We start from the raw sequence: 17158 nt of genomic DNA on the forward strand, positions 1-17158 counted from the left end.
CGCTTTGCTCCTTCGTCGCTTGCACCACTGCGCCTGGTCGACGGGGACGGGCCGCGACCGCCGCTGACGCGACAGACCCTTCTCGAGGTCGGGTCGTACGGGGCCGAGAGCTACCAGCTGCGGTTGACGGCGGCACGTTCCAGGGCCGCAGGCTGGTAATCCCGTCGGTCAGGCACCGTGGCCTGCAGCCGCTCGTCGTGGCTGGGTACTGGTGTCTGCTGCCCTGAGCGTACCTATCCCCGCAGCGCCGAGACGAAGATGCCGGGCAGCCGGGTCGGCTTGCCGTCGCCGTAGAACGCGGTGAGCTTGCGGCCGGTGCCGGTGCCGGTCTTGTTGCTGACGAACCACGGCGGCTTCGGGCTCAGCACGAACTCGCCGTGCATGATCGCGCGCGGTGCGGGCCGGAACGGGCCGCGGACCACGGTTCGCTCGACGTCGTCGAGCAGGAAGGCGTTGTGCACGACGCCGATGCCGCTCTGGATGTCGTCGAGGGTGTGGCCGGGGTAGGCACCCCAGCTCGCGCGCGGGGTGAGGAAGGCCAGGCCGGTCCAGGAATTGATCGCGACGGTGCCGTAGCGCAGGTCCTCGATCGCCGTGTCGAGCCGCGCGCCGAGCTCGTCGATGGTGTCCGGGTGCACGATGACGTTGGCGCCGAGAGTGCCCATCAGCTCGTCGTTGGCGAAGTCGACCGCGGTGCGCAGGAAGTCGGCGCCGGTGCCCGGCAACTCGACGACGCCGAGCACGGGGGAGAAGTACTCGGTGCGCAGCAGCGGGGTATCGCTGGTCGGCAGCTTCTCCACGAGCACCCGGCCGTTGGCGCGGGTCGAACCGGGGTAGGTCTCGATGGCACTCGACACCCGGCCGTCGCTGCCGGGGTAGTAGGCGGGGCGAGCGGGCGCGCGGTCGATGGCGGCGCGCAACTCGGTGAGGAACTGGTCCTTGAGCGGCCAGTCCGCGCTGATCACCACGGCCTGCGCAGCGACGCAGTTGTAGCCGCCGTTGTGCAGGCGCTGGGTGGCCACGTGCTCGGCCTGGAACTTCAGATCAGCGGCCGACCAGTCGCCGGGCACCACGATGCACGGCGCGACCCCGCCCAGCTCGCTGGTGATCGGCTTGGCCAGCACCGGCTCGCCGGTCTTCTTGCGTTCGGCACCGGCCTCGCCAGGTCCCCAGACGATGGCGTCGTGGGTGGGCGCGCCGCCGGTCATGTGCACGTGCGCGACCTGAGGGTGATTGACCAGGTAGCCGCCCTCTGGCGCGCCGCCGGTGAGGATGCGCACCACGCCGAGCTCGATGAACGGCGCGAAGATGGCGCGGAACACCGGAAGCAGCGGATCGGTGATCGGGTTGAGCTTGAGCGCCACCACCCGGTTGTTGGCGTAGAGCTCGTAGAGCGTGTCCAGCGGCGCGATCGACATGATGTTGCCCGCGCCGAGCACCGCGCCGATCCCGCCGGTCGCGGCCGGGTCGCGCTGGGCGAGTCCGGCCTTGCGGCGCGCGGTCGCCGCGTCGACCCCGGGCCGCAGCCACACCTCGGCGCTGAAGCCGCTGAGCAGCAGCTTGTCGTAGACGCCGTGCGGCAGGGCGGGCACCGAGACCCGGCCGCCGGGTGCGGTGCCGAGGTCGACGCCGTCGAGCGGGCTCGCGCCCCGTTCGAGCGCGCCGACGGACTCGGCGAGCGCCTGCGCACCGGCGAGCATCGTCATCGGGCCCGACATCCACTCCTCACCGACCAGCGGACTGTCGGGATCGAGCTGCTTGACAGCGCGCGCCGCCGACACCCAGGCCTCGGCATCGCGGGCGGTGAGCGCGTGCAGTTCCTCGAGCAGTTCGCGACGTCGGCGCAGGTCCGTTGCGGCCCAGACCTTTTCCCCCTCGGCGAGTTCGGCGAGCGCGTTATCGATGACAGCGGTGTCGAATGTGGTACCCACACCCGCAACTATGCCCCTGTTCCCGGTTCGAAGCATCCCCTACTAGGCTGTTTTCTCATGATCGACCTCCGATTCCTGCGCGAGAACCCGGAAGCCGTCCGAGCCTCGCAGCGGGCCCGCGGTGAGGACCCGGCCCTCGTCGACGCGTTGCTCGAAGCCGACGCGGCGCGCCGGGCGGCCGTGGCCACCGCCGACAGCCTGCGGGCCGAGCACAAGGCGATGGGCAAGGTGATCGGCAAGGCGAGCAAGGAGGAGCGGCCCGCGCTGCTCGCGGCGGCGACCGACATGTCCGCCAAGGTCAAGGAGGCAGAGGCGGCGCAGCACGCGGCCGACGCCGATCTGGAGGCCGCGCACCGCGCCATCTCCAACGTGGTGCAGGACGGCGCGCCCGCCGGCGGCGAGGACGACTACATCGTGCTCGAAACGGTCGGCACCCCACCGGAATTCGATTTCGAGCCGAAGGATCATCTCGAGCTCGGCGAGGCGCTCGGCCTGATCGATATGGAGCGCGGCGCCAAGGTGTCGGGATCGCGGTTCTACTTCCTCACCGGCAACGGCGCCCTGCTGCAGCTCGGGCTGTTGCAGCTGGCCGCGCAGCGGGCGGTGGCCAACGGCTTCACGATGATGATCCCGCCGGTGCTGGTGCGCCCGGAGATCATGGCCGGTACCGGCTTCCTCGGTCAGCATTCGGCGGAGGTGTATCACCTCGCCGACGACGATCTGTACCTCGTCGGCACCTCGGAGGTGCCGCTGGCCGGCTACCACGCCGAGGAGATCCTCGACCTGAGCGCGGGCCCGAAGCGGTACGCGGGCTGGTCGTCGTGCTTCCGGCGCGAGGCGGGCAGCTACGGCAAGGACACCCGCGGCATCATCCGCGTGCACCAGTTCGACAAGGTGGAGATGTTCGTCTACACCACCCCGGAGCAGGCCGATGCCGAGCATCAGCGGCTGCTGGCCTGGGAGCGGGAGATGCTGGCCGCGATCGACGTGCCCTACCGGGTGATCGATGTGGCCGCGGGCGATCTGGGCAGCTCGGCGGCGCGCAAGTTCGACTGCGAGGCCTGGGTGCCGACCCAGCAGACCTACCGTGAACTCACCTCCACCTCCAACTGCACCACCTTCCAGGCGCGCAGGCTGGCGGTGCGCTACCGCGACGAGAACGGTAAGGCCCAGATCGCGGCCACGCTCAACGGCACACTGGCGACCACCCGCTGGATCGTGGCACTGCTGGAGAACCACCAGCAGGCCGACGGTTCGGTGCGGGTGCCCGCGGCGCTCGTCCCGTTCGTCGGCACCGAGGTGCTGAAACCATAATTCTCTTCACTGTTTGCCGGGATCGCATTTGTTGATGTGGCAAACAGCCTGACCGATCTACATCTAGGCTGGTGCTCGTGCGAGGAATCGGGGCGCGCGGCGATACCCGAACCCGGGTGCGGGCGGCATCGGCGTTGGCGACGGCGAAGGTCATGGCCAGGACAACGGGGGCGTTCTACGTCCTCGGCGGTGTCCTCGGCCTGATGATCACTGCCATCGCACCGGGTGACGACGGTAACCGGTTGCTGGTGGGGACGGCGGCGGCGGTCGCGCTCTTCCTCGGCCTGACCTTGCTGGCGTGGGGCCCGCGGATGCCGCACGCGCTGCACCACATCTACCTCGCTACCGCGACCGTGCTCGTGACGATCGCGGTGCACGACTTCCCGAACCTGGTCGGCGGTATCACGCTGGCCTCGTTCTATGTCTTCGTCGCCTGCGACGCCGCGCTGTTCTTCGCCTGGCCGCAGGCCGCGGCGCACATCGGTTTCGCCATGGCGCTGTGCCTGTGGGTGCTGCCCGCCCGCGAGCTGCCGTGGTGGTCGGGCATGATCCCGGCCGGTGTCACCTTCGGCGCAGGCGTTGTGGTCGGCATCCTCACCAGAATGGCGTCCGACGCCGATATCGACGTACTCACCGGCCTGCTGAACCGGCGCGGTTTCGAGAAGCAGCTCAACCCGGCGATCGATGCCGCGGGCCGCAGCGGGCAGGGGCTCGCGCTGGTGCTCGTCGACCTCGACCGCTTCCAGAAGATCAACGACCACCTCGGCCATCGGGCCGGTGACGCGGTGCTGCAGCGGGTCGCCGACTCCTGGCTCGACCTGCTCGCCCCCGACCAGGTGCTCGCCCGCTTCGGCGGCGACGTGTTCGCCCTGCTGCTGCCCGGCACCACCGAACAGTCCGCGATCCTGCTCACCGAGAAGCTGCGCGCGGCGGTGACCATGGGCTGCTCGGCCGGTGTCACCTCCTGGCAGCCGGGCGAGTCGGGTTCGCTGCTGATCAGCCGTGCCGATGTCGGCCTGTACCGGGCCAAGCAGGCAGGCCGCAATCGCACGGTGCTCGAGTCGTCGCGCCAGCTGCCGCTCGCGGTGGAACTGCGCGAGGCGATCGATCGCGGCGCCCTCGACGTGCACTACCAGCCGATCGTCAGCCTGACCGAGGACGGTGGCCAGGCGGTCGGGGTCGAGGCGCTGCTGCGCTGGTCGTCCAACGCCCAGCCCGAGGTCACCACCGAGGGCCTGATCCGGGTGGCCGAGGAGTACGACCTCATCTCCGACCTGGACGAGCTGGTATTGCGCCGCGCCTGCGCCGACGCTGCCCAGCTGCAGGAGAGTTTCGCCTCCCTCGACCTGTCACTGAACGTCAATGTCTCCGGCCTCGAACTGGCCGAACCCGACTACGCCGAGCGGGTGGCGACCATCCTGTCCGATACCGGCTGGCCCGCCGACCAGCTGGTGCTCGAGGTCACCGAGAGCGAACTCGCCGCCGAGTCGCAGACGGCCATCACCAACCTGCACACCTTGCGCGACCGGGGTGTGCGGATCGCGATCGACGATTTCGGCACCGGCTACTCCTCGCTGAGCCGCCTGGCCACCATCCCCAGCGATATCCTCAAAGTCGACCAGTCGTTCGTCGCCGCCATCACCTCCGATTCGCCCGCCCCGCCGCTGCTCGGCGTGATCGCGGCGCTGAGCAAGTCGTTGGATCTGCAGGTCATCGCCGAGGGTGTGGAAACCGAATACCAGGCGGCGGTGCTCACCGAGCTCGGTTTCGCACTGGCCCAGGGGTATCACTACAGCGATTCGCATCCGGTCTCGGAGCTGATCAACGACCTCAACGAGGGCAGGTCACGCCGTGCCGAGGACGACTCCCTCGCCGCCAACGGCTGGATCCCACTCGGATAAATCGCTTGACGACCACAGCGACGAGGCGAAATATGAGCAGCATGCGCATGCTCATCTATGGCTGTTGACCAGTACGGTTTCTCCGAACGGCGGTGACCCGGTTGACCCGTGAGCCCGCCGACGTGCGTGGCCTCGCGGCGCGCGCGGTGCTGTTCCGCGGCACCCGCGACCTGCTTCCCATCTACGCCCTCTATGGCGTGCTGTTCGCCGATCACGGCCTGAGCACCGCCGAGATCTCGCTGCTGCTCGCCCTGTGGTCGGTGACGGCGTTCGTACTCGAGGTGCCATCGGGCGCCTGGGCCGACACGGTGTCGCGCCGCGCGCTGCTGGTACTGAGCTGTACCCTGCAGGCGGCGTGTTTCGCGCTGTGGATGCTGGTGCCGTCGCTGCTCGGGTTCGCGCTCGGCTTCGTGGTGTGGGGCATCGCGTCGTCGCTGGAATCGGGCACCTTCGAGGCGCTGATCTACGACGACCTCGTCGCCCGTGGCGAGCCGTCGGCCTACGCCAGGATCATGGGCTGGACCAGGGGCGCACAGGAGACGACGGTCCTTGTGGCGATCGTGGCCGCCGCCCCGCTGTTCGCGCTGGGTGGTTATCCGCTGGTCGGCTGGGTCAGCGTCGGCATCGCCGTGTTGCACACGCTGACCGCTTTCGCGTTGCCGAGCGCGCCCGTGGCGATCTCGGCGACCGCCGTCGACGAGCTGGACGAAGAACCACCGGCCCCGGGGCCGCATCGCGTTCCGGCCGAGGTTCAGGGCCGCTCGGTCGGCGCCGCGGCCGAGCCGGGTACCCGATCCGCCCGCGCGGACCAGCACCTCGCCTCGGCTTCCACCCTGACGCGATACCTGACGATGCTGCGCACCGGCACCGGCGAAGCGTTCCGGGTCCGCCGGGTGCGGCGCGGAGTCCTGTTGGGCGCCTTGCTCTACGGGATCACCGCCTTCGACGAGTACTTCGGTCTGCTCGCGGTGTCGGGAGGCGCGTCGACCAGCACCTCCGCCCTGCTGGTCGGCGTGACGGTGGTCGGTTCGCTGGTCGGTGCCCTGCTGGCGGGCCGCACCGAATCGCTGTCGGCCAGGACCATCGCGATCGCCGTGTTCCTCGCAGGCATCCTGTTCATCGCCGGTGCGCTCGCGGTCGGTGCCGCCGTGGCGGCGGGGCCAGCCCTGCTCTGGATCGGTTTCGCCGGCATCGCGATCGCCTACGGTCTCGACTTCAATGCCGAGGTCATCGCGGGTGCGCGCCTCCAGGACGCGATCGCGGGCCCGGCCCGCGCGACGGTCACCTCGGTCTCCGGCCTGCTCTCGGAGATCGTCGCCCTCGCCGTCTTCGGTTTCGTCGCCGCGGCGACGCAGTGGCTGTCGATGTCCACCACGATCGCCCTGCTCGGCATTGTGTTGCTGGTCGCCGCCCTGCTCATCCCGACCTGGATGCCGCCGCGTGGGTCAACGGAATGAGCGGGTGGGTCACCACCGCAGCATGGGCAGCGGCCTGGTGGGTTCGCGTCGGAGCTGGCCGAGCGCGCTGCGCACCAGGAACCGGTGGAAGCCCAGGTACGGGAACCGGCCCACCACCGCGGCGACGAAGTCCCGGTCGATCCCACCACGCACCAGACCGTGGGTCACGTCGACGCGATCGGCCACCCGGAACGTCTCGATCAGCCGATCCCGCCGGGGACGCACGCCGTGGTGGTCGAGCACCATCGCCCGTACGAGAGCAGGCTCCGCGATGCCGAACTCGGCCGCGTACCTGTCACCGAGCGCCACCGACGGCGCCAGATAGTCGAAGGTGCCCGCAGTCCAGATCCCGAGGTCGTGCACCGCCCACGCCAGCGCCGCGGCATCGGGAAGCTCAGCGTCGAGCAGGGCGCGCTGGTAGTTCGCGCAGCGGTACACGTGGTTGCGGTAGATCGGTTCGTCCGGCCCGAGGTCATCAAGATGACGAGCCAGCACCGCGTCGATCACCTGGTGGGACAGGATCGGGTCCAGCACACACGCCCCCTGAGAGACCAGCCGTAGTTATCACCGAGAGTAGGCCTACTGTCGATGGCCAGGACAGCGTGTCGGGAAAGGACGCGGTGAGTCGCGCTGCGCGGCTGCGCCCCGTTGCCTTCGGATCTCGACGTCGGTACGTTTGGACTCGTGATCAGGAGGGGGCTCGTGTGGTAGCCGCGTCGGATTCGCCCGGAACAGATTTCGCAATGGTGCCGAGCGAGGTGGCCGATGCGGGCACGTATGTTCAACAAGTTGCCGATTCGTTGATCAACGGGCTCAGTTCGCTCGATCGCGATATATCAGGCGTCCTCGACAATTGGCGCGGTGCGGCAGCCGATGCGTTCAGTGAAGGTTGGGCCGAGACCAAGGAGGGCGCCGCCACTGTGTTGGACGCCCTCGCGGCCATGGCCGGACTCCTCGGTGCGGCAACTAAAGCCGTTGAAGGCCAGGATATCTCCAACGCTGTTACTCTCCGGTCGCTGGATGTACCGGAACTGAACCTGTGATGGCCGACGACTCCGGCGACTTCACGTTCGATATCGATGAGCTGGACCAGCTCGTCACTCGCGCAAACGGATTCGTCGGCTTCCTCACCGACAGTGTCGATGGGATCACCCACCGAATCGCTGAAATCCAGCAGAACTGGGAGGGAGCCGCTGCCGATGCCCAGGAGCGAGCCTTTCAGGAATGGGCAACCGGGGCAGCCGCGGTCATCGAAGGAATAACACAGATGTACGATGCCGCCGTCACCGCCCGCGACGCCTATATCGAAGCAGAGGAGATAAATCTCAGAATGAGCGGCGGCTGAACCCAGTGGGCACAATCTCCCCGAAGTCCTACGAGAGCGCCGCGACGGAATGCTACGACCTGTCTGAGAAATTCCAAACCGTCTTCAACGCGATGCAGCAACACATTCTATTGGAAACCAGCGCGATGGCCGGTGGTTATCAGGCGGTCAAGACGTGGTCGAAGGCCTACGACGACCGTGGCGCCGCGTTGGCGCTGGTGGCGACAAACTTCGCGCGGGCTGGACGGCAAGGGGGCGGGCCCGACTCCGAATGTTTCACTTAAAGCTGTTCTGGATGGTTCTCCGTCGATCACCAAGGGCAATATTACCATCGACAACGGGCCGCCGAACGGCTACATTGTCAAACGGGACTCCAGCGGGCAGATTACCAACTATGTGCAATTCGACGAGAATGGCCGAGGAATAAAACGTGTAGATCTAACTGGACGCGCGCATGCTGGCGTTCCGACTCCGCACGTCGTTGAAATGGTACACGACGTTGCACCGAACGGCAGGGTTTATGTGCGGGAGCGGAAGGATGTACGGCCCGCGAGAACTGATGAAATACCATAGGAGCACTGATGACTATGAACGAGTCCGATGAGAATGCGCCGTACGCCTCCGCGACTTCTCCAGATTGGGAGCATCGCCGGGATTCCTGCTCGGCACTCGGGAAACTGCTGCCGTCTTCCGACGCATTCGTGGCACTTACCAAACTGCTCGACGACCCGGATACCGCTGTCGAGCAAGAGGCTGCCGAGGTTCTCGTCAGATTCGGTGGAGTCGACGGAATATCGGCAGTGCTGGATACCCTTGGGCGTCGGGCGGAAGACGGCGATTCCGACTATATCGCGTACCGCCTGAGGGAACTTCAGATATTCGAGCAAGTTCCTGTATTGCGTTTGGCTAGGAAGGCGATGGGAATAAACTCGTCACCGTTCGCCCAACAGGGATTCGATCAGTTGGAGAGCCTGTTGTCTTCGCACAACGAATAGCGGGGTCGCAGCGGTCGGAGGCCGCAGCTCTCCAGCTGACGAAAGGACGCGGTGCACGGACGCAACGGTCTCGGGTTGGTCTTCGGGTTCTGTATCGGCGCCGGTGTGGCGGTGCAGGGCCGGATCAACGGGGCGCTCGGTGCCGAGCTGGGTGACGGTGTCGCGGCGGCCACGATCAGCTTCGGCACCGGTCTCGTCGTCTTGCTGTGCGCGCTCGCTGCGAGTCCCGCCATGCGTTCCGGCCTGCGGCGGGTCCGCAGCGCGGTGGTGGCGGGCCGGGTCCGCCCGTGGCAGCTGCTCGGCGGTCTGTGCGGCGCGTTCTTCGTCGCGAGCCAGGGACTCACGATCGCGGCCATCGGCGTCACCGCGTTCACGGTCGCCGTCGTGGCTGGTCAGCTGTTCAGCAGTCTGGCGGTGGATCGCCTCGGCATCGCACCGAACGGGCGCACCCGGATCACCCCGCTGCGGTTGGCTGGCGCTGTCCTCGGCATCGCCGGTGTCGTGCTCTCGGCCGGTGGCACGACCACCGCGGCGACCATCGACACCGGCGTGTCGGATTTCCTGCTCATCGCGCTGCCCGCGCTGGCAGGCATCGGCCTGGCCTGGCAACAGGCCGTGAACGGGCGGGTCGGCGCGGTCGGCGGCCCCTTTCCGGCAACCTTGATCAACTTCCTGGTCGGCTTGCTCGCCCTGTGCCTGTTCGATGTGTACACCATGGCGACGTCCGGGCTGCCGACCGAATTCCCCACGGACCCTTGGCTTTACCTCGGTGGGGTGATCGGGGTCGGCTCCATCGCCCTCGCCGCCCTCGCCGTCGGCATGATCGGCGTCCTCCTGCTCGGCCTCACCTCGGTGGCAGGCCAGCTGGTGGCCGCCATGCTGCTGGACGCCGCCGCGGGCAGGCTGTCGCCCACCGCGGTCGCTAGCTGCGCGATCGTCCTCGCCGCCGTGGTGGTCGCGAGCCGGACTGCCCGAACCGCCGACTACCCAAGGAAGACGTAGCGAAGCCAGGCCCACGCCGGTTCACCCGGGAGGCCGCCAGGCGCCCCCTCCCGCGCGGCGGTGCCGAGCGCCAGGGGGATGGCGCTACCGGCCGGTGCGCCACTCACGTCGCGCACGAGCCGTTGGCCGTCGACCCGCTTTCATAATTAACTTCGTCATAAATTATGACCGAGAGGTTGAGGTGCCGACTGGCATAATTTCATCGTGCTACCGGCCGCCGAGGTCACGCGCGGGTGTTGCGGTGCCGCGGGTGTTAGGTTGCTCGAGAACGAGCTCGCCGAGGATCGTGGCGGGTCCGAGTGTGGGGGAGTACCGCAGTGATCGAGCCGCTGCCACCGACCGAATCGCCGATGATCGGTCGCTATCGGGTGCGCGCCGTGCTCGGTGCGGGCGGGATGGGCCGGGTGCTGCTCGCCACCGGTCCGGATGGCCGCTTCGTCGCGATCAAGCAGATCCACGGTCACCTGCTCGACGATCGCGAGTTCCGGGCCAGGTTCGAGCGCGAAGTGGCGATCTCCGCCCGCGTCTCCGGCGCCTTCACCGCCGCGGTGGTCGATTTCGATACCACCGGCGAAACCCCATGGCTCGCCTCGGTATTCATCGCGGGTGTGCCGCTGGACCGGGCCGTTCGCGAACACGGCCCGCTGCCCGTCGCCGCGCTGCGCACGCTGGCCTCGGGGTTGGCCTCGGCACTGCATTCGATCCACAGCGCGGGTCTGGTGCACCGGGATCTCAAGCCCGCCAACGTGATTCTGGCCGCCGACGGACCACGCGTGATCGACTTCGGCATCGCTCAGGCCACCGGTATCGGTGCCGCGCTCACCGAGGTCGGCGCCGTGCTCGGCTCGCCCGCGTACATGTCGCCGGAGCAGGCGATGAGCGAACCGGTGACCCCGGCCTCGGACGTGTTCTCCCTCGGCTCCCTGCTCGTCATGGCCGCGACCGGCCAGAGCCCCTTCGCGGCGACCTCGGCGCCCTACACCCTGTTCAATATCGTGCACAGCGAACCCGATCTCGCGCAGGTGCCCGCGCCCCTGCGCGAACTGATCGCGGGCTGCCTGCGCAAGGACCCGCGCGCCAGGCCGACCCCGGCCCAGATCCTGGACTATCTGGGCGTACTGCCGGTGCAGGCGCAGCCGTGGCCTGCGCCGATCCATGCCGGGATCGCCGAGCAGAACAGGGATCTGGCCATCCTCACCGCGGATCCCGAAGCGACGCAGATCCTTTCCACGCGCATTCCGGTGCCGCGACCGGAGCCCGCTACCGCGCCGCCGCGCCGACGGCGGCGAACCGCGCTGCTCGCCGGGATCGGTGCGGTGGCGGTGGTGGTCGCGGCCTCGGTCACCGCCATGGCGCTGCGCGGCGACGATCCGGTGCCGCCTGCCACCCCGACCGCGAGCCTGCCCGCGCTCGACCGCTTCCGCGGCGTCGACACCTGCGACTGGCTGCGGCAGGCCCTCGGCACGGAGCTGCCCGCCGAGGTGGCGACCAGAGCGGCCACCGAGATCGCCGCCTGGCGCTGGCTGCCGACGTCGAGCTGGGGCTGCGACGCCACCTCGGGCGCCGCCCGGATCGGCGTCGAGATCGGCGCCGCCCTTGACCGATTCGAGCCCGCCGGCCGAGTCGTCAACGGCTATGCCGTGGCCCGCCGAGGTGACGACTGCGCGCTCGCGCTGTCCGATGGTGCCGACGGGCAGCGTTGGGGCATCACGGTCGACACCTTCACCAGCGCGGAATGCGGTCTGGCCGAGCATGTCGTGGAGCGGCTGAGTACCGCGCTCGGCGCGCTGCCCGGCTTGCCCGACGCGCGGCAATCGCTGGCGGCGGTCGACCCATGTGCGTTGGTCGACGATTCGGCCTTCCCCGCGCTCGGCGCGAGCGTCGCGACGACCGCGCATGTCTGCGAGTGGCCTGCCGATACCGCCGTGCGGATCACCTTGTCCCAGCAGCGGCGGGCACAGACCTCGGTCCCGGAGCGCACCATCGACATCGGTGACGGCGTGCAGGTCGACGAGGGCGGCATCAATATCGTGTCCACCGAATGCCGCCGGGTCTACCGCTTCCGCAACGTCGGTGAGTCCTTCGTCGAAGTGGTCGAGGTAGTCGTCAGTGACCAGGCCAAGCGCAGCGCCGAGCTGTGCGCGATCGCCGATCCGCTGGTGAAGCAGGCGGTGAGCAGGCTGCCGACGCGGTAGCAGCCCCGCTGCACGGGTGATAGTTTCACGGAAGAGTCGTGGGAGGCCGGTGCCACGGCGCCGGTCGGAGGGGATGTTCGTGCGTTACCGATCGCGCTGCCTGGTGGCATTGCTCGCGCTGAGCCTGGTCACCGCCGCGTGCGGTGGCCAGGCGCGGGTGCCCGACCACGGTGACTACGCCCTGGAACCGATACCGGGCGATTACGACGCCGAGCCCGACCGGGTGCGGGGTTCACTGGTGGAATCGGTGCGGATAGGGGAGCGGATCGTCGTCGCCGAGCGGATCGACCCCGACCTGAGCGAGGGCAATGGCGGCGGCGTGATCGTCGGCGTGCGCGGTGTGGACGACATGCTGTCGGGCGTCCAGCGCACCGCGCTGGCTCCGTTCGACGTGCTGGCCGGCTTCGGCGCGATCGGCAGCAACGGCCAGATCGACAACGAGCAGGCCTACAAGTTCCTCTCGGTCGTCGTCGTTTCGCTTCCCGACGGCGAGCAGGCGGCCGCCGCCGCGCAGGCGATGGCCGCGGCCGACTTCACCGCCAATATCGACAACGCGCCACTCGCGATCCCGGACTATCCAGCGGCACTGAGCCATTGGCGTCCCGGCGTGCCGACCGCCGGCAGCTGGCTGGTCTGGCGCAATCTCGTGATCCGGGTGTACGCGAAGGTGGTCGACCCGACACCCGAGGCCCTCGCCGAGGTTCTGACCAAGACCTACCGCGCGCAGCTGGCCGAGCTCGACTCCTTCGTGCCGACTCCGGCCGCACAGCTCGCCGACCTGCGGATCGACCGCGACCAGTTGCTGCCCCGGCTGGTGAAGACCGGCGAATACCGGCCCGACAAATGGGAATTCATGATCTACGGTCCACGGGCGTACGCCCTGCTGCTCGACAAGCCGTCGGTCCGGCTACGGGAGTTCGAGGCGAGTGCCGTCGATGCGGTCGCGGTGTCGTACAACAGGTTCCTGCTCAGGGCCGGTGACGCCGACGCCGCCGCGACCCTGATGGCCGCCGAGACCACGGTGCTCGAGGAAGGCGAGTACACACCGCTGCGCCCGGTGGCGGGACTGCCCGATATCTCCTGCCATCGTGCTGCCCGGCCGAACCCGGAGGTCATCGCGACCAGGCGCTTCGTCTGCCTCGTTCGGCACGGCGAGTTCGTCGCGCGGATCTACAGCAACCGGGAAACCGATGTGCGACAGCAGGCCGTCGCGCAGTACGCCCTGCTGAGCGGTGACCGGTGACCCCGGCGGACGGCATGCGGATGGCGCCGCTCGGCCCCGACGACCCGGTTCGGCTCGGGCGGCACCGGCTGCTCGCGGTGCTCGGCCGCGGCGGGATGGGCCAGGTGCTGCTCGGCCAGGCGCCCGACGGCAGGCTGGTCGCGGTCAAGCAGATCCACCGCAGGCTCACCGGTGACCCGGAGTTCCGGGCCAGGTTCCGCCGGGAGGTGATCGCCTCGCAGCAGGTGACCGGCGCCTACACCGCCGGTGTGCTCGACCACGACGCCGAGTCCGAAAGCCCATGGCTGGCTTCGGAGTACATCCCAGGTCCTTCGCTCCAGGACATGGTCGGCGAGTTCGGGCGCCTGACCGTGAGCGGATTGAAGCTGCTCGCCACCGGCCTGGCGATGGCACTGATCGAGATCCACCGCGCCGGTCTGGTCCACCGCGACCTGAAGCCGAGCAATGTCCTGCTCACCAACGACGGTCCACGGGTGATCGACTTCGGCATCGCCAGGGCGCTCGAGGACGACATCACCCTCACCGCCACCGGGGTGATGATCGGCTCACCCGCGTACATGTCTCCCGAACAAGCGCAGTGCGAGCCGTTGTCGGCGGCGTCGGATGTGTTCTCGGTGGGCGCGATGCTGGCGATGGCGGCGACCGGCGCGAGCCCGTTCGACGCCGCGTCGACACCGCAGGTGCTCTACAACGTTCTGTACACCACGCCCGACACCACCGGCCTGCCCGCGCCGATCCGGGCGTTGGTCGACGCCTGCCTGGCGAAGGACCCCGCGGCGCGGCCGACGCCGGAGCAGCTGCTCGACGCCGCGAGCGCGATCGATGCCGAACCGGTCTGGCCGGTGCGCATCCGCAGGCGCATCGCCGAGTGCCAGGCCGAGGCGATGCGCTGGGCATCGGGGTCGGCCGCAACCCCGGCACCGGCCGACCAGCCGTCGAGCCGCCGGCGCCAGCGCCTGGTTCCGGTCGTCGCGCTGGTGTCGGCGCTGGTGCTCGCCACCGTCGCGTTCCTCGGTACAGGCGTCGACGGCACCGCCGTCGCCATGACGGATCCGCCGCTGGCCTTGACCGACGACGAGATCCGCAGGCTCGATGCCTGTGAGCTGATGACCCCCGCGGTACTCGGTGAGATCGGCACGGCCGTCGGCGAACTCGTTCCGCTCGGGGTCACCGGGTGCAGCATCTACTACCGGGACCAGGCCGATCGCAAGGTCTACTTCACGCTGGAGACCGGCATCACCCCCGGCGAGATGCGCACCAAGCAGAAGCTGGGCAGCACGATCGCGTGGATGCCGGTGCTCGGACGGCACCGGGAGGCCAGAATCTGCGATCGTTCGGTGCTGTCGCAGAGCGGTCTGCCGATCGCGCTCACCATGACCGCGCAGGTCCCCGACGGTGACGGCTGCGCGATCGCCGAACGGGCGCTCGGCGCGGTGGTCGGCAGGCTCGCGGTGAACCCGCCGTTGCGTGACTACGCCGCGGATTCGGCCTTCCTGCGCGACGCCTGCGATCTGATCGACGCCGCCGCCACCCGCGCGCTGATCGGCGCTGTCGTGTGGACCGAGACCGCGCACACCTGCACGGTGACCGGCCGCGACAGCTCGTTCTGGATCGCGGTCGACGAACGGACCAGGCCGGACAGCAGCAACGGTGGCAAGGTCAGGCCACGGCGGACCATCGGCGAGCACGAGGTCTACCTCGACAGCGAGGGCGCGAGCTGCCGCCTCATCGCGCTGATCAGACCGACCCGCGCCGACAAAGCCGAGCAGGTGGAGGCCAATTTCTTCGCGGCGGGCCTGGACGGGCCGTCCGGCTGCGATGCCGCCACCGAGCTGTTCGCCCCCGTTCTCGCGAAGTTGCCCGCCTCATGACCCTGCATCCACGCGGTCCCGCCGAACCCGCGACGATCGGCCGCTACCGGGTGCTCGGCACTCTGGATTCGGCCGCCGGTTTCCACGAACTCCTCGCCGCCGCACCCGACGACACTCTCGTCGTTGTGCGGCGGGCGGCCGCCGAACTGCTCGGCGAGCCGGACTTCCGGGTGCGCATGCGGCACACCGCGGTCGCGGCGATGCGGGTCTCCGGTGCGAACAACACCACGGTGATCGATGTCGACGCCGACGCCGAGCGGCCCTGGATCGCCTCGGCGTTCGTGCCGGGCGTGCGCCTGGACCGTGCCGTCGCCGAGCACGGGCCGCTTCCGGTACCCGCGGTGCGCGCGCTGGCGTCCGCCATGGCCGCGGCGCTACGGACCATCCACGCGGCGGGTCTGGTGCATCAGCGCCTGCGCGCCGACGCGGTGCTGCTGGCCGCCGACGGCGGACGTCTCGGCGACCTCGGCATCACCCCGGCCACCGGGGCTTCATCGACCGGAACCCTGCTCGGCACACCCGACTTCCTTTCCCCGGAACAGGCCGTCGGCGTCGCGGTCACCCCGGCCTCTGACGTGTTCGCGCTCGGCTCGGTGCTCGCCTTCGCCGCCGGTGGTGTCGCGCCGTTCGCGGCCGCCTCGGTGCCCTACACCCTGTTCAATATCGCGCAGCGCGAACCGGATCTGAGCCGGGTGCCGGAACCGCTGACCGAGCTGATCGCCGCGTGCCTGCGCAAGGACCCGGCGGCCCGGCCGACGCCTGCTCAGATCCTGGACTACCTCGGCGGCCCGCCGAGCGCGCCCGCGCCATGGCCCGTACCGGTGCGTGACGACATCGGCCGTCTGCGCGACGCGGCGACGGTACTGCTCGCCGCCGCGCCACCGATCGAACCCCCGCCATCGCCGCCCGCTCGCCCGCTGCCGGAAGCGCTCGTCGGATTCGGGCGTGCCGCGCTCGAAAGAGGCGGGCGCGCAGCGAGATACGGCCGGTCCAGGTGGCACGCGGCGAGCGTTGTCGCGCGCGGTGTGCTGGCCGGTGGACTGGCCGTGCTGCTGCTCGTGCTCGGTGGGGTGGCCTACGCCGTCACCAGGCCCGCCGCCGAACCGGCGCCGGTGACCGGCCTTTCGCTGGACCAGCTGCGCCGGATCGATGCCTGCGCCTGGCTCACCTCGGCGCTCGGTGCCGAGGTGCCGGTGGGTCCGGCACCGCTCGCCGCGGCCGATCTGACGCTTCGGCCCACCTCGACATGGGGGTGCGTGGCCACCGGCAAGCAGTACATCTTCGGGCTGGCGCTCGGTGAGCGGGACGAATACCTCACGCCGAATGTGACTGTGGTCGACGGTGTTCCGGTGATCGATGGCAGCGAGGCAGCGTGCTCGCGGGCCATCGCGAGTCCCGGCGCCGACCCCCCGACGGGCATCGTCGTCACCATGTCCTCGCCGAGCGAGGTCGAGGGATGCGCGGGCATCGACTATCTCGCCGCGAATATCGCCCGCTCCATGACGACCGCGCCGCGCGCCGAGAACCGGGACTCCTCGCTGGCCCTCCTCGATCCGTGCGCGCTGCTCGATCACGACCTGGTCGCGGCGAAGATCGGCAGAACGGCCGAGCGGCCGACGATCGCCGACGCGCACACCTGTCAGTGGGACGCGCGGGTACGGCTGAGCGTGCAGCTGCTGCGCACCAGCTCGCTCACCTCGGACGACGACGCGCCGACGACGGTCACCGACGGACTGCGGATCTACCTGGACAAGGGCACCTCCAGCGCCATCTGCACCCGCGCCTACCGCGCGTCCGACGCCGAGGAGGAGAGCATCGAGGTCTCCGTCCACGGCGCGACGAGCATGCGCGAGGAGTCCTGCGCCATCGCCACCGAAGTCCTGCGCCAGGTGGTTTCCGAGCTACCCGCTCGGTGAATCCGCCGG

The 17158-nt window shown here is 69.3% G+C and carries 15 protein-coding genes; 13 read left to right on the plus strand and 2 right to left on the minus strand.

What is annotated here, in order from left to right:
• Positions 1-233 precede the first annotated feature (233 nt).
• Positions 234-1931 (minus strand): aldehyde dehydrogenase family protein, encoded by a 1698-nt coding sequence (locus tag ACFOW8_RS03750; protein ID WP_378545438.1) that lies wholly within the window; start codon positions 1929-1931, stop codon positions 234-236.
• Positions 1932-1988: 57 nt separating this feature from the next.
• Between ACFOW8_RS03750 and serS the strand changes: the two genes are divergently transcribed.
• The 3 genes from serS (at position 1989) to ACFOW8_RS03765 (ending at position 6603) form a co-directional block, all read left to right on the plus strand.
• On the plus strand, positions 1989-3245 hold the full coding sequence (gene serS, locus ACFOW8_RS03755; RefSeq protein ID WP_378545441.1) for a serine--tRNA ligase: 1257 nt from the start codon (positions 1989-1991) through the stop codon (positions 3243-3245).
• 77 nt (positions 3246-3322) lie between these two features.
• Positions 3323-5146, plus strand: coding sequence for a putative bifunctional diguanylate cyclase/phosphodiesterase (locus ACFOW8_RS03760; RefSeq protein ID WP_378545444.1), 1824 nt, complete (start codon positions 3323-3325; stop codon positions 5144-5146).
• Between the two features lie 92 nt (positions 5147-5238).
• Positions 5239-6603: an MFS transporter gene (locus tag ACFOW8_RS03765; protein ID WP_378545447.1), complete on the plus strand. Its 1365-nt coding sequence runs from the start codon at positions 5239-5241 to the stop codon at positions 6601-6603.
• Between the two features lie 9 nt (positions 6604-6612).
• On the opposite strand, the gene ACFOW8_RS03770 is transcribed toward ACFOW8_RS03765, so the two are convergent.
• On the minus strand, positions 6613-7134 hold the full coding sequence (locus tag ACFOW8_RS03770) for a hypothetical protein (protein WP_378548445.1): 522 nt from the start codon (positions 7132-7134) through the stop codon (positions 6613-6615).
• A gap of 173 nt (positions 7135-7307) precedes the next feature.
• On the opposite strand from ACFOW8_RS03770, the gene ACFOW8_RS03775 reads away from it, so the two are divergent.
• The 10 genes from ACFOW8_RS03775 to ACFOW8_RS03820 all read left to right on the plus strand — a co-directional run bounded on the left by ACFOW8_RS03775 (position 7308) and on the right by ACFOW8_RS03820 (position 17149).
• Positions 7308-7646: a WXG100 family type VII secretion target gene (locus tag ACFOW8_RS03775; RefSeq protein WP_378545450.1), complete on the plus strand. Its 339-nt coding sequence runs from the start codon at positions 7308-7310 to the stop codon at positions 7644-7646.
• The gene (locus ACFOW8_RS03780; protein ID WP_378545453.1) at positions 7646-7948 is read left to right on the plus strand and encodes a WXG100 family type VII secretion target; all 303 of its coding nucleotides are present in this window, start codon (positions 7646-7648) and stop codon (positions 7946-7948) included. Before ACFOW8_RS03775 ends, ACFOW8_RS03780 begins: the two co-directional genes overlap by 1 nt.
• A 5-nt stretch (positions 7949-7953) precedes the next feature.
• Positions 7954-8211, plus strand: coding sequence for a hypothetical protein (locus tag ACFOW8_RS03785; protein WP_378548613.1), 258 nt, complete (start codon positions 7954-7956; stop codon positions 8209-8211).
• Complete coding sequence (locus ACFOW8_RS03790) at positions 8126-8500, plus strand: polymorphic toxin type 24 domain-containing protein (protein WP_378545456.1); 375 nt, start codon at positions 8126-8128, stop codon at positions 8498-8500. Before ACFOW8_RS03785 ends, ACFOW8_RS03790 begins: the two co-directional genes overlap by 86 nt.
• Before the next feature lie 8 nt (positions 8501-8508).
• Positions 8509-8922, plus strand: coding sequence for a HEAT repeat domain-containing protein (locus tag ACFOW8_RS03795; protein ID WP_378545458.1), 414 nt, complete (start codon positions 8509-8511; stop codon positions 8920-8922).
• A gap of 51 nt (positions 8923-8973) precedes the next feature.
• Positions 8974-9924, plus strand: a complete 951-nt coding sequence (locus ACFOW8_RS03800) for a DMT family transporter (RefSeq protein WP_378545461.1) — start codon at positions 8974-8976, stop codon at positions 9922-9924.
• A gap of 317 nt (positions 9925-10241) precedes the next feature.
• Entirely contained in the window at positions 10242-12119 is a 1878-nt protein-coding gene (locus ACFOW8_RS03805; RefSeq protein WP_378545464.1) for a serine/threonine-protein kinase, read from the plus strand.
• A gap of 79 nt (positions 12120-12198) precedes the next feature.
• Entirely contained in the window at positions 12199-13362 is a 1164-nt protein-coding gene (locus ACFOW8_RS03810; protein WP_378545467.1) for a DUF7373 family lipoprotein, read from the plus strand.
• Complete coding sequence (locus tag ACFOW8_RS03815; RefSeq protein ID WP_378545470.1) at positions 13359-15233, plus strand: serine/threonine-protein kinase; 1875 nt, start codon at positions 13359-13361, stop codon at positions 15231-15233. The genes ACFOW8_RS03810 and ACFOW8_RS03815 overlap by 4 nt, the downstream gene beginning before the upstream one ends.
• Positions 15230-17149 carry a serine/threonine-protein kinase gene (locus ACFOW8_RS03820; protein ID WP_378545473.1) on the plus strand — a complete coding sequence of 640 codons (1920 nt, stop codon included), beginning with the start codon at positions 15230-15232 and terminating at the stop codon, positions 17147-17149. Before ACFOW8_RS03815 ends, ACFOW8_RS03820 begins: the two co-directional genes overlap by 4 nt.
• The last annotated feature ends 9 nt before the right edge of the window (positions 17150-17158 follow it).

The organism is Nocardia rhizosphaerae (genome assembly GCF_042650365.1).
Classification (GTDB): Bacteria; Actinomycetota; Actinomycetes; order Mycobacteriales; family Mycobacteriaceae; genus Nocardia; species Nocardia rhizosphaerae.

Excerpts from the sequence above, each read along its gene's own strand:
- serS (WP_378545441.1), top strand. The coding sequence starts at position 1,989 with ATGATCGACCTCCGATTCCTGCGCGAGAACCCGGAAGCCGTCCGAGCC.
- ACFOW8_RS03780 (WP_378545453.1), top strand. The coding sequence starts at position 7,646 with ATGGCCGACGACTCCGGCGACTTCACGTTCGATATCGATGAGCTGGAC.
- ACFOW8_RS03795 (WP_378545458.1), top strand. The coding sequence starts at position 8,509 with ATGACTATGAACGAGTCCGATGAGAATGCGCCGTACGCCTCCGCGACT.
- ACFOW8_RS03820 (WP_378545473.1), top strand. The coding sequence starts at position 15,230 with ATGACCCTGCATCCACGCGGTCCCGCCGAACCCGCGACGATCGGCCGC.